This window comes from Caballeronia sp. RCC_10, from assembly GCF_041360715.1.
Classification (GTDB): domain Bacteria; phylum Pseudomonadota; class Gammaproteobacteria; order Burkholderiales; family Burkholderiaceae; genus Caballeronia; species Caballeronia grimmiae.
In genome coordinates this window covers 148,628-168,662 of record NZ_JBFUPT010000012.1, presented here as the reverse complement: position 1 = coordinate 168,662, position 20,035 = coordinate 148,628, and the positions used below count along the sequence as shown (strand labels likewise).

Here is a 20,035-nt window from a genome sequence, read left to right as displayed (position 1 = left end):
AAAGCGATCGGCAGGTTTGGCGTTTTGCATGCGGCATGCAGCGTGCCGCATGCAAGAACATCATCGGTTAGACCGCCAGAAAACGATTAACGCGGCGAGTGACGCTGCGTGAGCCCACCCAGGCGCTTGCGCCGTGCGGACAGGGGAAAGCTAGGGAAAATCCTAGGCTGTCCCTCGGCGCACAACGGCTATATCCTTCGGAAAAACGTTTTCCCAAAATAGTGGCGCGCGCACTTTGCACGACGCCGCGCCCACGGCGCTCGTCGCCGTCCATGAAACAAGACACGCGGTCCGACGAGCGCCGCCGCGTACCGGAGACTTTCATGCAAACAGCCGTCGTCGGCGTCGCGCGGGCCGCGAGCCGTTATCGCTGGACCGTGTGTGCGTTGCTCTTCTTTGCGACCGTGATCAATTACATGGACCGGCAGATCCTCGGTCTGCTCGCGCCCGTGCTTCAGCACGACATCGGATGGACGCAAGTTCAGTACGGCCGCGTCGTGATCGCTTTCTCCGCGTTCTATGCGATCGGCCTGCTGTGCTTCGGGCGTATCGTCGACTGGCTCGGCACCCGCATCTCTTATGCGCTCGCGATGTTCGTCTGGAGCATCGCCGCCATGCTGCACGCGGCGGTCGGCTCGGTGATGGGCTTCGCGATGGTTCGCGCGCTGCTCGGCATCGGCGAGGGCGGCAACTTCCCGGCGGCAATCAAGACGACGGCGGAGTGGTTTCCGCGCCGCGAACGCGCGCTGGCAACTGGTATTTTTAATTCAGGCGCGAATATCGGCGCGGTGTTTGCACCCGCGATCATCCCCGCGCTCGCTGTCGCTTTTGGCTGGCGGGCGGCGTTCGTGATGGTCGGCGCAATCGGCATCGTCTGGCTCGCCGTGTGGTTCGTGATGTATCGCCAGCCGGACGGCAGCGCGCATGACGACGACCTCGCGCTCGAAAGCGACGAAGCCGCCGCCGCCGATGCCGGCAACGCCAAAGCGGGCGCACCGGGCTTCGGCGTGCTGATCCGCAAGCGTGAGACGTGGGCGTTCATCGTCGGCAAGTTCCTGACGGACCCGGTGTGGTGGTTCTACCTGTTCTGGCTGCCGAAGTGGCTGAACGAATCGCGCGGCATGGACATGCAGCATATCGGCCTGCCGCTCGTCGTGATTTACGCGATCACCACGGTCGGAAGCATCGGCGGCGGATGGATCTCATCGGCGTTGCTGCGCTCGGGCTGGAGTGTGAATGCTGCACGCAAAACCGCGATGCTGATCTGCGCATGCTGCGTGTTGCCGATTGCGTTCGTTTCGCAAGTGCACGATCTGTGGGTGGCAGTGGCCATCGTCGGACTTGCGGCGGCGGCGCATCAGGGCTGGTCGGCGAATCTCTTCACGACGGCATCGGACATGTTCCCGAAGCGCGCGGTCGGGGCGGTCGTCGGTATCGGCGGCATGGCGGGCTCGATCGGCGGCGTTCTGTTTTCCGAAGTAATCGGTCAGGTCCTGCAACGCACGGGTCAGTACTGGGCGCTCTTCGCAATCGGTGCACTGGCGTATCTCGTGGCGTTCGGCGTGATGCACGTCCTCACGCCGAAGATGACGCCCGCGAAGCTCAACGCCTGATCGCGAGCATTGAAGCCATGCGCCGCGCTTCACGCACTCGCAGTCCGGGCCGCAGCCGTGGCGGTCGATTCGCGCACGATCAGGCGCGGCTCGAACATGGAGTTGCCGGGGTCCGGATGACCGGCGAGTGCGTCGATGAGCTTCTGCATGGCGAGCTCGCCCATCCGCTCGCTTTGAATGTCGATGGTGGTGAGACCCGGCGCGGCGTATGCGCCGTAAGGCACGTTGTCGATGCCCGTCACCGAGACATCCTGAGGCACGCGGATGCCGAGCGTCGCGGCTTCCTTCATGAACCCGAGCGCGATCAAGTCGTTGTAGCAGATCACCGCTTGCGGGCGCTTCGGGCCGAGCATCACGCGCGAGCACGCATGTTCGCCAGCGAGCGCGGTCGGAGCGTGGGCATCGTGAACATCGAGTTCGAGGCCGGCTTCTTCGAGGCATTCGCGCACGCCGCGAATGCGTTCATCGTTGATGCGTGCCTGGCCGAAGCCAAGGTATGCAATATGCCGATGCCCCAGGTTCAGCAGATGCCGCGCGAGCATGTGCGAAGCGAGACGATTGTCGATGCCGACGCTCGGAATCGGCAGCGCCTCGGCATTGCGAAGGAGCACGACGGGCTTGCCGAGGTCGAGCATCCAGTGCGCCTCCTCGTCGGGCAGACGCGAGCTTACGATCAGTCCGTCGACGCGTTGCGAGAGGGCTTCGATCAACGGCCGCTCGCGCGCCTGCTGTTCGTCGATATCGACGAGCAGCAGCGTGTAGTCGTGACGCAGCGCGATGCGGTTAGCGCCCTTGACCACGTTGGTGAAGTGCGGATTGCTGATGTCGAGAATCGTGAGTCCGATAGTGCGCGTGCGGCCGGTGATCATCGAACGCGCGAGCGGATTGGACCGATACCCGAGCGTAGCGATGGCTTCCTTGAGCCGCGCTTCGACCGGCGCCGAGAAACGCTGGGCGCCGTTGATGTACTTGGAGACCGTTGCGACCGAGACGCCCGCTGCAGCGGCGACATCGCGAATGGTCGGAGACAATTTCTTCATCGAGGTAACGTTTTCTCGCATTTTTCCAATATTTTCGGATTGTCTCAGAAAACGAGGCCGCTGAAACGTTTTTTGCATGCTGCATGCAGTGCGCAGAATGCCGATTGACGACGGCTTGCGCTGGTCGCTATAGTGCGGAAAACGTTTTACTCGTTCAGACTCAAAAGCATTCGACAGGAGTTTCGATGGACCAGTCAACCGCAACGGGCAAGCCGTTCAAACGCCTGCTTCTCACCGGCGCCGCCGGCAACCTGGGTCGTCAACTGCGCGGGGCGCTCGCGCAGTGGGCCGATGTGGTGCGTGCGTCGGACATCGCGCCGATCGACGACGCTGCCGCAGATGAGGAAGTCAGCGCGGTCGATCTCGCGGATCGCGACGCGGTCATGCGTCTGGTCGAAGGCGTCGATGCGATCGTGCATCTGGGCGGCATTTCGATCGATGCGCCGTTCGACGATCTCATCGAGGCGAATATCCGCGGTACTTACAACATCTACGAAGCGGCCCGCCGTCACGGCGTCCGGCGCGTGGTGTTCGCAAGCTCGAACCACGCGATCGGTTTTCATCCCGTGACCGAAGTGCTCGATGCAGATGCGCCGCAGCGCCCCGACAGTCTCTATGGCGTGACCAAGTGTTTCGGCGAGTCGCTGTCGCGCTACTACTTCGACCGCTTCGGGATCGAGACGGTGTGCCTGCGTATCGGGTCGTCGTTCGAAGAGCCGAAGAATCCCCGCATGCTCGTGACGTATCTCAGCTACCGCGATTTCATCGAACTGGTGCGCTGTTCGCTCTTCACGAATCGCGTGGGACACGCCGTGGTGTACGGCGCGTCGGACAATCCGGTCAAGTGGTGGGACAACAGCAAGGCCAGCTTCCTCGGGTTCAACCCGCAAGACAGCTCAGTCGAGTTCAACGATCGCTTTCCGGTACGCGCACCGACCGACGACCACGACGACCCCGCGCAACGCTTCCAGGGCGGCGCGTTCGTGCTCGGCGAACCGATGGAGCGCAGCCGATGAACAGCGCGCCGCGCGTGGAGCGGCTAGAGGCGGCGGGGCGCGCAGCAGTCGGCGAATGCCCCGTCTGGCATGCAAAAGACCAGGCGTTGTATTGGGTCGACATCCCCGCGCGGCGCATCGTGCGGCTCGCTGTGGCGGCCGGACAGCGCAGCGAATGGGCGTTGCCTGAACAGGTCGCATGTTTTGCATTCGATGCGGCGGGCACACTGGTCGCGGGCATGGAGACGGGGCTTTTCGCGGTGACGCTGCCGGATGCGGGCGACGTTCGCCTGACGAAGCTCGCCGCGCCGCGCTTCGATGCGCCCGGCATGCGCTTCAACGACGGACGGTGTGACCGGCAGGGCCGCTTCTGGGCCGGCACGATGGTGCAGGACATGTCACTCGCGAGCACCGCAGGCGCGCTCTTTCGCTTCGATGCGGACGGCACGCTGTCCGCGCCGATCGTCGACGGACTCATCACGCAGAACGGCCTCGCCTTCTCGCCGGACGGCGCGACGATGTATCTGTCGGATTCGCATCCGCAGAAGCGGCAGATCTGGGCCTTCGACTTCGCCACCGACACCGGCACGCCGCATAACCGTCGCGTGTTCGCGGATTTGCACCATCACGTAGGGCGTCCGGACGGCGCGGCGGTCGACGCGGACGGATGCTACTGGACCTGTGCGAATGATGCCGGCTGCCTGTTGCGCTTCACGCCCGAAGGCAACCTGGATCGCACGATTGATCTGCCTGCGACGAAGCCCTCGATGTGCGCATTCGGCGGTGACGATCTGTCGACCCTCTACGTCACGTCGATCCGTCCTGCCGCCAACGCAACCGACGCCGACGGCTGCGTCTTCGCGTTGCACCCCGGCGTGCAAGGATTACCGGAACCGATCTACGCCGGTATGTTACCGGTCGCATAAACGCCACGCCGAGGCGCTGGCATCGCCTTGGCGAGTGAGTTTTTTTAGCGCTATACAGGCTAAACACCAGTTCTGGAGTTTCTCCTTAAAGAGTAGGCTGCGCAGGTCGCTTCAAACTGAACGATCTGCCGATTCCCTATTCGAGGAGATATTGATGGACCTTGAAACCCGCACCATGAAGCGCGTGATGCTTCGTCTCGTGCCGTTCCTGATTCTCTGCTACTTCATCGCTTATCTCGATCGCGTCAACGTCGGCTTTGCTGCGCTGCAAATGAACAAGGCGCTTGGCTTTTCCGCGAGCGCCTTTGGCTTTGGAGCAGGCATTTTCTTCATCGCTTATTTCTTCTTCGAAGTCCCGTCCAACTTGCTCCTGGAACGCTTCGGTGCAAGAAAGTGGATTGCGCGAATCATGTTCACGTGGGGCGTGCTCGCGGCGTTGATGGCCTACATCCCACATATTGCGCAAGCCACGGGCCTGTCGAATGCCTATGTGTTTTATGGCTTGCGTGTCCTGTTGGGCATCGCGGAAGCCGGCTTCTTCCCGGGCATCATCTATCTGTTGACGCTCTGGTTCCCGGCGAAATATCGCGGACGCGTCGTGGGCTACTTCATGGCTGCCATTCCGCTGTCCACCGTGATCGGCGGTCCGATCTCCGGCGCGCTGCTGCAAATGGACGGCATCAGCGGCATGCAGGGCTGGCAATGGCTCTATCTGATCGAAGCGCTGCCCGCGCTCGTGCTCGCATTCGTCGTGTTCTTCTACCTCACCGACAAGCCCCAGAACGCGCACTGGCTTGCTGACGATGAACGCAACTGGCTCGTCGACCGGCAAGCGCAAGAGCGCGCGCATCGCGAAGCGGTGCATTCGTTTAGCGTGAAGGAAGCGATTTTCAACCCGCGCGTGCTGGCGATTGCGCTGATTTATTTCGGTGCGAACGCAACCAACTACGGCCTGAGCTTCTTCCTGCCGCAAATCGTGAAGGCGTTCGGGCTGAGCAATCTTCAGACTGGCTTCGTGACATCTTTGCCGTACGCAGTCGGCGTCATCAGCATGGTTCTGTGGGGACGTCATTCGGATCGCACACTCGAACGACGCTGGCACGTTGCAATCGCGTTGATGGTGGCAGCGGGCGGCATTGCAGCTTCCGCAGGGCTGGACAACCCCGTGCTGAAGATGATCGCGTTGTCGATTGCGGGCTTCGGCATCTTCGGTTGCTTGCCGATCATCTGGACGCTGCCTGCATCGTTCCTGTCGGGTGCAGCTGCCGCGGGCGGCATTGCGGCGATCAACTCACTGGGCAATCTCGCGGGTTTCTTTGGACCTTATGCGATGGGATGGATCAAGGACAGCACCGGCGGTTTTGGCGCGGGCCTGCTCTGTCTCGCAGGCGCCGGAATGGTCGGTGTCGCCGCAGTCTTGTTGCTGCACCATGACTCGGCACTGGAGACGATTTCCGGAACGCGGGATATGGAAGATGGCGAGCCTGCGCGATCTTAGTCTGCACTCCAAGTAGCACACTGATTTCCTTGCAAGCCGCAAGGCGGCGTCAGCGATCGTAAGGCAAGCAGGTTCCGCCACGCTGCGCTAATGTCTAGGCTTTTCCTCTCGTGCGCGAAGGCTTTCGAGCCTTCGCGCACTCTTTCGAAAAGCAATCGACGGCAAGGAGATTTCCCGATGGACTACGTGAAACTCGGCACGACCGGGCTTGAAGTGTCGCGACTGTGTCTCGGATGCATGACCTTCGGCGTGCCTGGACGCGGCACGCATCCGTGGACGCTCGATGAAGAGCAAAGCCGCCCCATCCTTCAGCAGGCGCTGGACGCCGGCATCAATTTCTTCGATACCGCCAATACTTATTCCGATGGCACATCGGAAGAGATTGTTGGCCGCGCGTTGCGAGACATGACGAAGCGCGACGACATCGTCATTGCGACGAAGGTCTTCAATCGCATGCGGCCAGGCCCAAACGGCGCAGGCCTTTCACGCAAAGCCATCTTCAATGAAATTGATAACAGCCTGAAGCGACTCGGCACCGATTACGTCGATCTCTATCAGATTCATCGTTGGGACTACACGACGCCAATTGAAGAGACACTGGAGGCGCTGCACGATATCGTCAAGGCGGGCAAGGCGCGTTATATCGGTGCGTCGTCAATGTATGCGTGGCAGTTCAGCAAGGCGCTTTATACATCGCGGGCGAACGGCTGGACAGAGTTCAAGACGATGCAGAATCACTTGAACCTGCTTTATCGCGAAGAGGAACGCGAGATGCTGCCCCTATGCGAGGATCAGGGCATAGGCGTATTGCCCTGGAGCCCGCTTGCGCGCGGCCGTCTCACGCGCGAATGGGACGCCACGAGCGAGCGTCAGCAAACGGATGCCTTTGGCAGCACGCTGTATCAAACGCACGATGCGGACCGCGCTATCGTCGAAGCCGTTGCCTCGGTGGCGAAGGCGCGCGGTGTGCCACGGGCGCAAGTGGCGCTTGCATGGGTCGCGCAGAAGTCGCCCGTTAGTGCGCCGATCATCGGGGCATCGAAACCCCAACACGTGAGCGATGCGGTTGCCGCCTTGTCGCTGAACCTGACGGCCGAAGAAATTGCGCAACTCGAAGCGCCCTATGTGCCGCACGCAGTCGCAGGCTTCAAGTAAATCTACGCGCCGATAGAGCCGCGCTCGAAACTCATAATTGCGACTCTATCGGCAGAATGCCAAGCATCCATATCGTCGCACGCTTGAGCGCGGACACGCCTGGCTCGCTCTCCAGCGTGGTCGTCGCGCCTTTATCGTCCGTATCGATCCAGACCATACGCTGACCGCCGCCGGCGTTGGGCTTCATTTCGACGCGCCATGCGATGCGATCGATCCTCATCCCGATGCCATCCGCCACTTGCTGCGCCGCCGCCGCGCTCTCGCAATACACGCCAATCTCCGTGTTCAATTCCACTGAACGCGGGTCGAGATTCATGGAGCCGATAAAGATTCGCTCTCGGTCGAAAACATAAGTCTTTGCATGCAGCGACGCCTTCGACGATCCGAACATCGTTTTCTTTTCTTTGTCTTGATCGTCTTCCTTGCCATCTTCGGACGCGACCGGCTTTAGCTCGTATAGCCGCACGCCCGCTTCGAGCATGTCCTTGCGATAGCGTTGATAACCCGCATGAACAGCCGCCACATCGGTAGCCGCTAAAGAGTTGGTGAGCACCGTCACGCGCACGCCGCGAGCCGTCATCGACCGCAGCCATTCGACACCGATCTCGCGCGGAACGAAATAGGGCGAAACGATCAGCAATTCATACCTCGGCGCGAGCCGTAGCGCCCTGAACTTCGACATCAAACGGCCTTCACTGTCACTCGGATCACGCGTGATTTTTTCAGGGTCATCGTAGAGCAAGGTGGCCTTGCCCCACGCAAACGTTGCATCGCGCGATTCGATCGCTTGTGAGATACGTTGCCTTGCTTGTGCGACATAGGGAGAATGCGCTTCCGACTGCAAATAGGCATCGAGTCCCTTGCGATATGTGGTGAGCGCATTGGAAACCGCGCGGCGGCCTACGAGGCTCTCAATGGGATAGGCGGCATCGGAGTTCCAGTAGAGATCGAACGCGTCCGAGACTTCCGCAACGACGGGGCCATGCACGAGTACATCGAGATCGCCGAATTCGATCGTGCTCGATGCGCCAAAGTATTCATCGCCGATGTTTCTTCCTCCAAGAATGGCGAACTGGTTATCGGCGACAAGCGACTTATTGTGCATGCGGCGATTCACTCGGAAGAATTCGAGTGCGGAGCCGAGCCGCTTGAAGTTGCGGTTAGCCACCGGATTGAAGAGACGCACCTGTATGTTCGGGTGAGAAGCGAGCGCAAGCAAAAGATTGTCGTCGGCATTGGTGCCGAGATCGTCAAGCAGTAATCGCACGCGCACGCCACGATCCGCCGCACGCAGAACCGACGCGGCCATCGCGCGTCCCGTGAGATCGTCGTGCCAGATGTAGTACTGAAAATCGAGCGAACGGTCCGCGCTTTCCGCGAGCACGATGCGAGCGACGAGCGCATCGACTCCGTCGGACAAGAGATGAAATGCATTGTCGTCGGGATGCGCGGCTTCGCTTTCCGACACTGCTTGGCCCAAGCGCGTATCCGGCGATTTGGCAATTGCATGACTCGGCGTGCGCCCGGTTTGAGGCGGCAGGCTTGCGCATGCGGTCATCAAAGCGAGCATCGTCATTGCGTAGAGCAATCGCATCCATGCTTGCCTGAGCATTGGCGTCGCCTCCTAAGCCGTGTGGTTTTCCTTGCGTGCCGCAGTGCTCAATCGCGCACGCACGAAGCCGATGTGCTCGCGCAGCACGTAGAGTGCATCGGCATAGGCAAGCGGTAGCTTGAGCGTATCCAGTGACTCTTCGATGTGGTCGAGTTCGACCAGCAATGCGCGCCGCTCTTCATCGTTGGACATATGCATTGCACCTCGCTCGATTGCGATCAGCGCGCCGTAATAGCGATAGATGCGAGAACGCACTCGCCATCGATAAAGCGCGGGCACGAGCCGCAGCATCGGAAAGACCAGTACCGCGACGGGCAGAAGCAACACGAGCGCGCGGTCCGCGATATTCGCAAGCCAGAACGGCAGCGCGCGATAAAGAAAACTCTTTCCCGAGCGGTAATAGCGGCTGGCATCCTCGCTGATGGGAAACTCATGCGCAACCGGACTGGGGAACTGACCCGCGCGCTGCAATAGCCCGGCCATTCCATGCACTTCCTGTGCGGCTTCGATCAATAAGTCCGACAACGCCGGATGCAGGCTGTTGCGCGCGACGAGCTCGACAGTCGGACTGATCAGATGCACCGTCTGCGGTGGAATGCGTCGCCCGAGATCGAGCACGCCGGGCGGCAATTCGATCTCGTCGAGATACGGAAAGATCCGCGTATATGCACGCGCTTCGTTGAAGTCCATCACCGATATGCCGGGCACCTTCAGCAGCCGAAGCATGAGCCCGCGCGTGGCCGAATCACCGCTTAGAAACACGGCGTCCGCTTCATTGCTGACGAGTTCGGTGGCGGCTTGCAGGCCGTCCGTCGACAGAAGCTGCGTGCTGCCGCCGGGCGTAATGCCATTGGCCTCGAGCAGTTTCAGCGACAGCGTGCGCGTGCCGCTGCCAACGCGTCCGATGGCGACGCGCTTGCCTTCCAGTTGCGATAGCAGCGTGAGTCCCTTGCCGCGATAGAACACGACGATCGGTACATAAGACACGCTGCCGAGCGAAATCAGCGACGAGGCCTGCTCCTTCGTAGCGATGCCGCCCTGCACGAGCGCGAGGTCGACTTGCGCTTTAGGATCGAGCAGGCGCTCCAGATTCTGCACGGAGCCGTCGGAAGGCAGCACCTTGAGCGTGATGCCGTTGCGCGCGAGGATCTTCGCGTATTCCTGCGCAGTCTGGTAAAGCGAGCTGTCGGGTTGCCCGGCGCTCATAGTGATCGTTTTGGGCGGCGCGGGGTCGACGAGCCAAACGACGAGCGCGGTCGCGAGGGCAAAAGCGAGCAGCACAGGCCCGACTGTCCAGGTGAGGTCGTGCAGCACCCCTTTCGCATGGTCCTGCGGCATGTGCGGGCGTTTCATGCGATGCCGCCGCATGAGCGGATTGCCTTCGATTCCTGCGCATCGGGTTTGACACTGAGCATGTCGAGCCTGGTTTGGACGCGGCGTTGACTCGCAGTGTACCGCCAGCCGCCGCGTGAGCGGCACTCGTCAACGCGATCAGCAGTGCTCAAGCGTTGGCATTTTGCATTTCAGGCCCAATGCGCCGGAACCCAGACTGCGCCGACCCAGTGACCCGGAACCCACACGGCGGGTGCTGGTGCGGGCGCCACGTAGACGACAGCGGGCGGCGGAGGCGGCGGCGCTACGATCACCGTGCCGGTGGTCACCGTCCCGGCCGTTACCACGGTGGTGCTATGCGACACGTTCGTCGCGGTCGCGGATCCCGATGTCACGACGACGCCCGGCGCGACGCTCGTTGCACTGCCGGAATGCGTGACTGTGCCGCCGCTCGCGGTATCGACGGTTCCATAGCGGTTGCAGGTGTTGCCCGCGCAGTTAGTGGATGCGGTATGCGTCGACGTATTGCCGTTCGGTCCGGTGACCGAGCCAGAGGATGAGTACTGCCCGGGCGCGTTGCGTGTCACGGTGTTCGCGGTGGTCGCCGTGTTGCCTCCGGAGCCGGTCATGGCGCCGGTATGCGAGCACGAGCCGCTGGCGCAACTCGTGTCGCCTGCATGCTGCATCGAACGTCCGTTGGGGCCATAGGCCGTGCCTGAGTTCGAGAACTGGCCCGGCGCGGTTCGGGTGACGGTGCCGGAGTTAGTCGCGACGCCGCCCCACGGATTCATCACGCCGCCGGCATGGGAACAACTTCCGCCGCCGCAGGAGCCGAAATGCGCGCTGTTGTATTCGCCTCGCCCCGTGTAGGCCGTGCCGCCGCGCGCCCAGCCAGCGAAAGCGGAGCCGCTCGAAAGCGCAAGGGCGACGGCAGCGGCGGCGATCATCATCCGGCGCAGTCCCGTTTTGGAAGCAGACGAAACGAGCTTGCATGCAGAATTCGATTGGTCGTTCACGGGACGTCCCTCTGGGTTCGTGGGCCACGTGGCGCTTCACTGTGGCGACGGACTCACTATAGGGGAAGGCCCTCGCGCAGTCTCGTGCAGACTTATTTCATGCGATGTCACCGGTCAGGCGCGATCTGCATGCAGCATGCAGAAGGATTCAGGCGTTGATCGGAGAGGGCGTTGCGTCCCGCTACGGTGAGTCGTTGAGAGCCTGGCCGTGCGAAGGTCTAGTGGGCGCTTCCGTCGTGACGGGGCAGCATCGAAAAAAGCCCTTCGATTGCCGCGCTTGCACGGCGCTTGCCGTCGCTGTGCCCGACCGCAAGCTCGACGACTGCGAAGCCCACGACGAGCGCATGGACCATCGCGACATGTTCCTTGCTTACAGCAAGTCCCATTGCTTCGAGCATGCGCGTGATGCGCGTTGCAATGGCATCTGCGAACTCACGAAACAGATAGCGTATCGAAGGCTCTTCGTCTGCGGCCTGAGCGAGGGCCATCAGCACGCGCGTGTTCTCGTGCCGCATGGCGACATTCGCGATCGAGGCAGCGGTGACCTTCGGCGATGCTTCGCCTGCGAAAGCATCGAGCGCACCGAGTTGTGCATTGACCGCCGTGCGCGCGACGGCTTCGATCAGCGCGAGCCGCGTCGGAAAATAGTACGTGAGATGGCTTTGACGCACGCCGGCACGTTTGGCGACGCGCGGTTGCGTGAAGCCGGAATAGCCTTCTTCCCGCAACGTGGCGAGGGCGGCCTCGAGTATGGTTTGTCTTCGATCCGGCACGCTGGCTGCCTCGCGGGACGAACTTGGTTGGTTGACCAAGACCTTATCGTGCGACGGTCACAACGTCAACCGTGCGGTTGTCAGGCCGGAAGCACCGTGAGGACATTGTTCGTGGAACGCCCTCGGCCGCAAACGTTTGTCAGTACGCGGATGTGATCGTCGAGCGCCGAAAAGCTCGCGTATGAGCCGGCAGACGTGCGTCACCAGATGGATGGGCGCAGCGTGCCGTGGTGCATCTGACAGAAGCATCGACGGTGGACGACGAGCCAAAGTCGATGCCCGAGGTCGTCAAAGGTGCGACCGAATGGATGACGAACTTCAACGACTCTGAATTTCGCGGGGATCACGCAGTCTCTCATCTGTCACCCCATGCGTTACAACTGCGATTCCGGTCGATGCGGTGTGCCACAACGGAAGCTGCTGCAAAGGGGCGCGCATATGGCTGTATGACGAGTAGCTCCATGCACGATTCGCTTGCTGACTGACTCGATGTCGCAGCGGTTTTGTATTTTTTTGGGCCATATGCGGTTCAACGAAAGGTATCCTTACTATCATGGACGATCCGAAATCCTCAGCCGGTTAGATTGAGCGTCACGGAGGGAGTCCGCGCTGAACATTTCGCCACGAGAAGAACGTCAAACGGCGTAAGTCACCATGCATACAAACATCCATTCCATGTCCCGTACGCAAGCGCGTGCGGCCACGCCCACGACTGCGTCGCGCAATCTGTGCGCAGCTTTCCGGCTGAATGGCGCACCCGATAGCGAGCGCCTCGGCCGTGCGGTGGCGCATGTCGCGCGGCACTGCGAACCCTTGCGCTGGCGAGTGATTCGCGGCGACGATGGTCCACGTTACCTGCTGCATGATGCCGCACTTGCAAGCCTCGAAGTGGTCGATCTCGACGACACCGACGAAGCCCGCTTCACGACGGCGATCGAGACACTGTGCGCCCGCCCGCTTCGAATCGACGCAGGCGCGCCCTGGTCGATTACGCTGTTGCGCGGGGCCGCGAATAGTTATCTGGTGTTCGCCTGTCATCCCGCGCTGCTCGACCGGTTCTCGTTGCAGCCGCTGTTTGAGTCGCTATCTCGGGCTTATGCGGGCGAAACATTCGCGGATGATCTCGCGCTGGATCAGGAAGGCATTCTCGAAGCCGAACGCATGTCGATGGAACCGCAGCAATGGCAGAGCGATCTCGCATTCTGGGTCCGGCAGCTCGCGGATGGCGAGTTCGCATGGCAACCGCCGCGCGTGGAAGGCGCGCCCGGCGAGTCCGGCTTCGCGATGCCGCTTGGCGGCGCACTCAGCCGCGCTCTGCGGGAACAGGCGCATGCGCTGGGCTTGAGCGTCGAGTTCCTGTTGCAAAGCTGCCTGCATGTCGTGTTGCAGAAGATGTCGCGTCAGTCGTCGGTGATCACGGCGCATCATCGGCGTGGCAGCGAGCAGTCCTATGACCGCGCAGGTCACGACGAACGCGTGCGCTTCATCTGTAGCGACTTCGACGAGACCATGACGCTGCGCCAGTTTCTGCAACACGCGGCGGTGCGCTTCGCGATGGCGAATTTTCACAGCAACATCCCCGCCGGCGATGTCTTCGACGAACTCAAGCGTTTGCGGCCGGACTACGGTCGCGCGACCACCGTGCTCTGCGAGCGCGACTACCTGCCGCACGACGCGCTCCTTCTCGGCGACATTCGCGGCGAGTTGCTTACGCACTTCTGCCGGCGTCCCGAGCGCCAGGACGTCTCGATCTACCTGCGCACGAGCGGAGACATCACGCTCGATGTGCAGGTCCATCATCCGCAAAGCGCGCGTGGCCTGGCCATCGCGCTCGAACACTATGCGGCGCTTTTGTCGCGGCTCGACGCGCAGCTCGACACACCGCTTGCCGGGCTGGATTTCGATACCCCATCGCTCGCGGCGCGCCGTCGCGCGTGGTCGCACGGCGGCCCGCTTGCGGCGGCGCCGCGCGATGTGCTCGCTTGCTTCGACGATATCGTGCGCGCCCAGCCCGATGCGCCCGCGCTGAGCGGTCCCGACGCACGCTTCACCTATGCGGAGCTCGCGGCTGCTGCGTCCTGCATCGCGCGCGCGCTCGAAGCGCATGGCGGGCCGGATGCGCTCGTTGGCCTATGCGTTTCGCGCGGCGCGCGGGTCGTGGCAGGCATGCTCGGCGTGATGGCGGCTGGCGCGGGATACGTTCCGCTCGATCCGCTGATGCCCGAGGAACGCTTGCGCTTCATGGCGGAAGATGCGTCGCTCGCCGCCGTGATCGCGGATGCGGACACGGAAGCGCGCGTGCGCGCCACCTTCGGCTGCCCAGTGCTGCGCATCGAAGACATCCTGGACGCGAGCGCGCCGGCTCGCCAGCCGCGCGCATTGTCGCGCGGGGCACAGCCGGCGCATGCGGCCTACGTCATCTACACGTCGGGCACGACGGGCAAGCCTAAGGGTGTGGTGATCGAGCGCGGCATGCTTGCGCACATGATCGCGTCGCTCGAAGGCCGTTACGAGCGCGGAGCGGCCACGCGCTGGCTTCAGTTCGCTTCCGTCAATTTCGATGCGAGCGTGCTCGAAATCTTCAATCCGCTCACGCACGGAGGACAGATCGTCGTCGCGCCGGATAACGTGCGCGCCGATCCCGATGCCCTCTTCGACTTTCTGGCCGAAGCGCGGATCACGCACGCCTTCCTGCCGCCCGCCGTGTTGCGTCTCCTGCCGCGCCGCCCATTGCCGGACCTCGATACGATCATGTGCGGCGGCGAAGCCAGCGACGACGATACCGTGCGCTTCTGGTCCTCGGTCACGCGGCTGTCGAACATATACGGCCCGACTGAGATCACCGTGCTGTGCACGGAGAACCTTTTCGGCGACCAGAAACTCGCCAACCATCTGGGCCGCCCGCTGCCGGGCTACGCCGTTCATCTGCTCGATGCGAACGCACGCGCGGTGCCGCTCGGTGGCATCGGCGAGATTTGCATCGGCGGGGCGTCGGTGGCGCGGGGATACCTGGATCGCCCTGAAATGACCGCAGAAAAGTTTATCGACGATGCCGATGGCCGAGGCCGGTTGTATCGATCCGGCGATCTCGGGCGCTTCCTGCCGAACGGGGAGATCGAGTTCCTCGGACGCAGCGACTTTCAGGTGAAAGTGCGTGGCTATCGCATCGAGATTGCCGAGGTCGAGCACGTCATCGCGACGCAGCCCGAGGTGAGCGCGGTATGTATCGGCACGTATCCGCATCAGGGAAGCGTCGCGCTCGTGGCGTGGTACACGGCGAATGGCCTCGATGCCGCCGGGTTGCGCGGCCGGCTGGAGCCGCGCCTGCCGGCTTACATGATTCCCGCGTTTCTGGTGCAGGTCGCGCACTGGCCGCTAACGCTCAACGGCAAGCTGGATCGCGCTCTCTTGCCCGCTCCGGTAGCGTCGTCGTCGCAGAAGAGCGCGCGTGCCTTCGATGCGCTCGAACGCGCCGTTCAGTCGGCCTGGGCGGAGACACTCGGCGTGAGCACGGAGGTCATCGACGAACGCAGTCACTTCTTCGAAGCAGGCGGCCATTCGCTGCTCGCGACGCTGGCTTGCGGACGGATCGGCGCTGCGCTCGGCGTGAGCGTGAAGCCCGGCTTGCTGCTCGCCCATCCCGCATTTGATGCATTCTGCCAGGCGCTGCGCAACGCCATGAACCATGACGACCCGTTGCCTGCGCTACTTCACGATGAAGCCGCAGCACATGGCGTGGCGGTGACGAGCGGCATCGCCGAAGCGATGTTCCATCGCGTCCGTCTGAACCGGATGGATAACGCATACAACATCGTGATACGCGCGGACTTTTCGCGCGAGGTGAATCCGCTCGCGCTGCACGCGGCGCTCAAACGGCTCTTTGCGCGCGATGCGCTTTTCAGTGCCTCACTCTCGGATGCCAGCGGCGAGCTTCGCCTGCTGCCGGCTGCATCGAGCAAAGCGGTGCAGATTCCCATCGAAAGCGCCACGGCAGAGCAGATCGGCGCGCATATCGACGCCTGGACCACGGCGCCGGTCCATCCCGATGACACGCCGTGCTGGCGCGCCCGTCTGCTGCTCGATGTCGAAAGCGGCGCAAGCACGCTGCTGTTCTGCGTTCATCACGCCATGTTCGATGGCTGGTCGCTCACGCTCCTGCTCGAAGAACTCGCGGCGAACTACGAAGGCAAAGCGCTCGAACATCGCACGCTGAACTGGTTCGACTATTGCGCGTGGAAGCATCGAGTCACGCATACGACGGCCTTTGCGCGTGCGCAAAGCTACTGGGCGAACAAGCTCGAGGGCACGGCATTGCGGGTCGAGTTGCCGTGCGACTTCGCCACGCGTCGCGCCGATGCTAACCGCGTCATTCCCATGCACCTCACGCAGGAACAGGCCGGCAAGCTGCGCAACATCGCGCAGGCACGCGGCACCACGCTCTCGCCCGTGCTGTTCGCGCTTCATCTCTTATGGCTGTGGCGCGTAAGCGGCCAGGCGACGCTCGCCAGTGGCTATCCGCAAGCGGGCCGCGATGTTCCGGGAAGCGAAGACGTCTACGGCATGCTCGTATCCATGGCGGTGATGAAGCTGCAGATCGATCCGCGTCAGGCGTTCGGTGAGCTCGTGTCCGCCGTGCATGCGCAGATGCTCGACGACCGCGAGCATCTGCTCGCCACGCCGTTCGAGGCGGGCGTCGCGGATATCGGCGCGGTCAATACGCTCTTCAGTCTGCAAAGCGGCATTGATCTGCATGCGCGTATCGGCGATGGCGGCGTGAGCGTGCAGGAGCTGCCATCGAAGACATCGAAGGCCGATATCTCGGTGATCCTGTATGCGGACCGGCAAGGCGTGATCGATGGCCGTATCGAATACGACGGATCGCTCTTCGAGGCCCGCACCGCTCATGCCATGCATGATGTGTTGACGACGCTCATCGACTCCGCCGCGAATCAGCCTGCCGCGCTTGTCGGCGACCTGGCGTATCTGAGCGACGCCGGGCGCGCGCTCGTCACCCGCTTTGCGCGGGGCGCGCCGCTCGACGATGCCGCATCGTCCATACCGGCGCGCTTTGCATCGATAGCAGCGCGCTTTGCCGATCGCGAAGCCATCCGCTTCGAACAGCACACGCTGAGCTATGGCGCGCTCGACGCTCTGAGCGAGCGGATTGCCAGCGGCTTGCTGGCACATGCCGGCGCGGGATCATGCGTGGGCCTTGCCATGGCCAAGGGTCCGCTTCTCGTCGCCGCGATTCTCGGCGTGCTGAAGGCAGGTTGCGCTTACGTGCCGCTCGACCCTTCCTATCCGGCGGAGCGCCTCACGCATTTCGCGAGTAACTGCGCGCTGGAAGTCTGTATAACCGATGCCCACGGCCGCGCCGGACTCGAAGCCGCGCAACTCTCGCACCTCGTCTTCCTCGACGCTGGCCTGCTCGCGCAAGCGGCCCCATGCGCGCTGGCGGAAGTCTCGCCCGATGCGCTCGCTTACGTCATTCACACCTCCGGTTCGACAGGCAAGCCGAAGGGCGTGCTGATCGAACATCACAGCGTCGTGCGCATGATCGCGGGCGCGGCCACCGCGCTCGACTATGCGGCGGGCTGTGTCAGCACGCTCGTTGCATCGACGAATTTCGATGCCAGCGTGCTCGAGATTTTCCTCGCGCTTCTGAACGGCGGCACGCTCGTCATCGCACCGGAAACAGCGCGCCGCGACCCCGACCTGCTGCACCACTTGCTGGAACGTGAATGCGTGACGCATGCCATTCTCGCGCCGGTGCTCTTGCAAGGCCTGCCGAAGAAACCACTGCCTTCCCTGAAGATGCTTGCGTTCGGCGGCGACACCCTCGACGAAACCGCCGCGCGCTGGTGGGCCGGCAAGACGCGTCTTTTCTCGCTATACGGTCCGACCGAAGCCACCGTCATGGCGACCTTCGGCCAGATCGCGCCCGATGGCCGCGTGCGCGTGCTCGGCAAGCCGTTGCCGGGTTACGACGTGTATCTGCTGGACGCGCAGTCGCAACTCGTGCCGGCGGGGTCGATCGGCGAGTTGTGCATCGGCGGGGACAATCTCGCACGCGGTTACCGCAACGAAGCGACGCTGACCCTGCGCCGCTTCGACGCTGATCCGTTCGCGGAAAGGCCGTATGCGCGGATGTATCGCACCGGCGATCTGGGCCGTTATCTGGAAGACGGCGTGATCGAGTACTTCGGTCGCAACGACGAGCAGGTCAAGTTGCGCGGCTTTCGTATAGAACTCGGCGAGATCGAGAATCAGCTTGCGGCCCTGCCAGGCGTCGTGAACGTGGCCTGCGCCATTCGCGGCGCGGGCGAGCAGCGCTATATCGCGGCGTATTACGTGCGTGCCGGGAACGCGCAGGTCGATGAAGACGCCATGCGCGCGCACATTGCCGCCACGCTGCCGGACTACATGGCGCCTGCCCGCTATATCGGCCTGGCGGCGCTGCCGCTTTCCGGCTCCGGCAAGATCGACCGCAAGGCGTTGCCCGAGCCGGCGGCACAGTCGAGCGGCGAGCCGCCACGTGCGGGACTGGAAACGCAGATCGCCGCGATCTGGTGCGCGCTGCTTCATCTCGATGCCGTCAGCCGCGAAGACGATTTCTTTCGCCTGGGCGGTAACTCCATCCTTGCAATGCGCATGCACGCGCGCGTGCGCGCCGAAGCGGGTCTGGAATTCGCGATGCCCGCGTTTTACCGCGCGCCGACCATCGCGAGCCTTGCGAGCCGCGAAGACGAGGATGACATCGCCCGCGCGGTGGCGGACGCCGCCTTGCCGCTCGCGCCAGTCGATCCTGCGCTGGCCGCTTGGCGCGAGACCGGCGCCGCGCGCATCCGCAACGTGATTCTGACGGGGGCGAGCGGGTTCATCGGCATCCATTTGCTTGCCGAACTGAGCCATCTCGCCGATACCGTCTTCTGCCTGCAACGCTGCCACGATCCCGCAGCCGGCCTCGCGCGTCTTGTCGATGAAGCACGCGTTGCGGGACTGGCGATCGACTTCTCACGCGTGCGGGTGCTGAGCGCCGATCTCGCGAAGCCGCGTCTGGGCCTGTCCGACGCCGACTGGAACCATCTTGCCGAACACGCCGATGTCATCCTGCATGGCGGCGCGCATGTGCATCATCTGCATGGGTATGGCAGTCTGAAGGCGGCCAACGTTGGCGGCACCGAGGCGTTGCTGCAGCTCGCGCTCTCGGTGCGCATGAAGCCGTTGTGCTTCCTGTCAACCATGTCCGTGCCGATGATGCTGGAAGGCGCGACGCGCGTGGAGGAACGCGTCGCAAGCGGCAAACCGCAATCCGACAACGGCTATCTGCTCGGTAAATGGGTCAGCGAACAGCGGGTGCTGGCCTATAGCCGCGTGCATGGCCTGCCTGCCACGGTCGTGCGGGTCGGCAATGTCACGGGGCACGCCGAAACCGGTTACAGCAACTATCGGCATAACCACTTCTGGCTCTTCAATCAGGGATGCATTCGGCTAGGCGCGTATCCTGCCACCGGGCAAACCGTCGAGATGACGCCCGTCGATCTGCTGGCGCGCGCCCTGTGCACGCTTGCGCTGAATCCGTGCGACGGCCTGCATGTCGCCAATCTGCAAAACCCGGAATGCATGAGTCAGGATGCGTGGTTCGAGGCGCTCGGCAAAGAAGGGCTGCATGCTTTGCCGGAAGCGCCGGAAGCATGGAAGCAGCGTCTGGCCACGCTGGACTCGGCCAACGGTCTGGCGCTGCTGCGCGACTTCTATACCGGCGATCTCACCTTCCACGACATGCCTGTCGATCAGATCGGGACCATCGCGCGGCTCGCGCAGTTCGATGTGCGTTTAGCAATCGACTATGCGCAGTTGATACGGGTCTACGTGCGTTATCTGCGTGACGAAGGCTTTCTTCCTGCCAACACGCGCGACGCGGAAGTGATGTAAGGCGTAGCACGCCGCCGTCTCGTTGCGGCGAGGCGGCAGCGTTACGCGGATATGATGGTTCAATACCCGCGGGGCCGCGTTCACTAGATATGCGCCGTGAACGGGCCTACTGAACTTATTCGCATTGAATGATCCATTCG

General features: G+C 62.8%; 11 protein-coding genes. 6 read left to right on the top strand and 5 right to left on the bottom strand.

Translation table 11 applies throughout. From position 1 onward, the window contains the following. Positions 1-323 precede the first annotated feature (323 nt). A complete protein-coding gene (locus AB6804_RS21060; protein ID WP_370888101.1) occupies positions 324-1,613 on the top strand; it encodes an MFS transporter in 1,290 nt (429 codons plus the stop codon). A 29-nt stretch (positions 1,614-1,642) separates the two neighbouring features. Here the strand turns inward: AB6804_RS21060 and AB6804_RS21055 are convergent, their stop codons facing one another. Continuing rightward, positions 1,643-2,674, bottom strand: coding sequence for a LacI family DNA-binding transcriptional regulator (locus AB6804_RS21055; RefSeq protein ID WP_370888100.1), 1,032 nt, complete (start codon positions 2,672-2,674; stop codon positions 1,643-1,645). A gap of 164 nt (positions 2,675-2,838) precedes the next feature. Between AB6804_RS21055 and AB6804_RS21050 the strand changes: the two genes are divergently transcribed. From AB6804_RS21050 to AB6804_RS21035, 4 genes are all read left to right on the top strand, one after another. Continuing rightward, a complete protein-coding gene (locus AB6804_RS21050; protein WP_370888099.1) occupies positions 2,839-3,669 on the top strand; it encodes an NAD-dependent epimerase/dehydratase family protein in 831 nt (276 codons plus the stop codon). Next, positions 3,666-4,574 (top strand): SMP-30/gluconolactonase/LRE family protein, encoded by a 909-nt coding sequence (locus AB6804_RS21045; RefSeq protein WP_370888098.1) that lies wholly within the window; start codon positions 3,666-3,668, stop codon positions 4,572-4,574. Before AB6804_RS21050 ends, AB6804_RS21045 begins: the two co-directional genes overlap by 4 nt. A 154-nt stretch (positions 4,575-4,728) precedes the next feature. Continuing rightward, a complete protein-coding gene (locus AB6804_RS21040; RefSeq protein WP_370888097.1) occupies positions 4,729-6,072 on the top strand; it encodes an MFS transporter in 1,344 nt (447 codons plus the stop codon). Positions 6,073-6,249: 177 nt separating this feature from the next. Beyond that, the gene (locus AB6804_RS21035) at positions 6,250-7,227 is read left to right on the top strand and encodes an aldo/keto reductase (protein ID WP_370888096.1); all 978 of its coding nucleotides are present in this window, start codon (positions 6,250-6,252) and stop codon (positions 7,225-7,227) included. A 31-nt stretch (positions 7,228-7,258) separates the two neighbouring features. Here AB6804_RS21035 and AB6804_RS21030 read toward each other — a convergent pair whose 3' ends face one another. The 4 genes from AB6804_RS21030 to AB6804_RS21015 form a co-directional block, all read right to left on the bottom strand. Next, positions 7,259-8,839, bottom strand: coding sequence for a phospholipase D family protein (locus AB6804_RS21030; RefSeq protein WP_370888095.1), 1,581 nt, complete (start codon positions 8,837-8,839; stop codon positions 7,259-7,261). A 12-nt stretch (positions 8,840-8,851) separates the two neighbouring features. Beyond that, the gene (locus AB6804_RS21025; protein ID WP_370888094.1) at positions 8,852-10,207 is read right to left on the bottom strand and encodes a TAXI family TRAP transporter solute-binding subunit; all 1,356 of its coding nucleotides are present in this window, start codon (positions 10,205-10,207) and stop codon (positions 8,852-8,854) included. Between the two features lie 155 nt (positions 10,208-10,362). Continuing rightward, the gene (locus tag AB6804_RS21020) at positions 10,363-11,121 is read right to left on the bottom strand and encodes a hypothetical protein (RefSeq protein ID WP_370888135.1); all 759 of its coding nucleotides are present in this window, start codon (positions 11,119-11,121) and stop codon (positions 10,363-10,365) included. A 284-nt stretch (positions 11,122-11,405) separates the two neighbouring features. Next, positions 11,406-11,999: a TetR/AcrR family transcriptional regulator gene (locus AB6804_RS21015; protein WP_370888093.1), complete on the bottom strand. Its 594-nt coding sequence runs from the start codon at positions 11,997-11,999 to the stop codon at positions 11,406-11,408. 636 nt (positions 12,000-12,635) lie between these two features. Between AB6804_RS21015 and AB6804_RS21010 the strand changes: the two genes are divergently transcribed. Beyond that, a complete protein-coding gene (locus tag AB6804_RS21010) occupies positions 12,636-19,895 on the top strand; it encodes an amino acid adenylation domain-containing protein (protein ID WP_370888092.1) in 7,260 nt (2,419 codons plus the stop codon). The last annotated feature ends 140 nt before the right edge of the window (positions 19,896-20,035 follow it).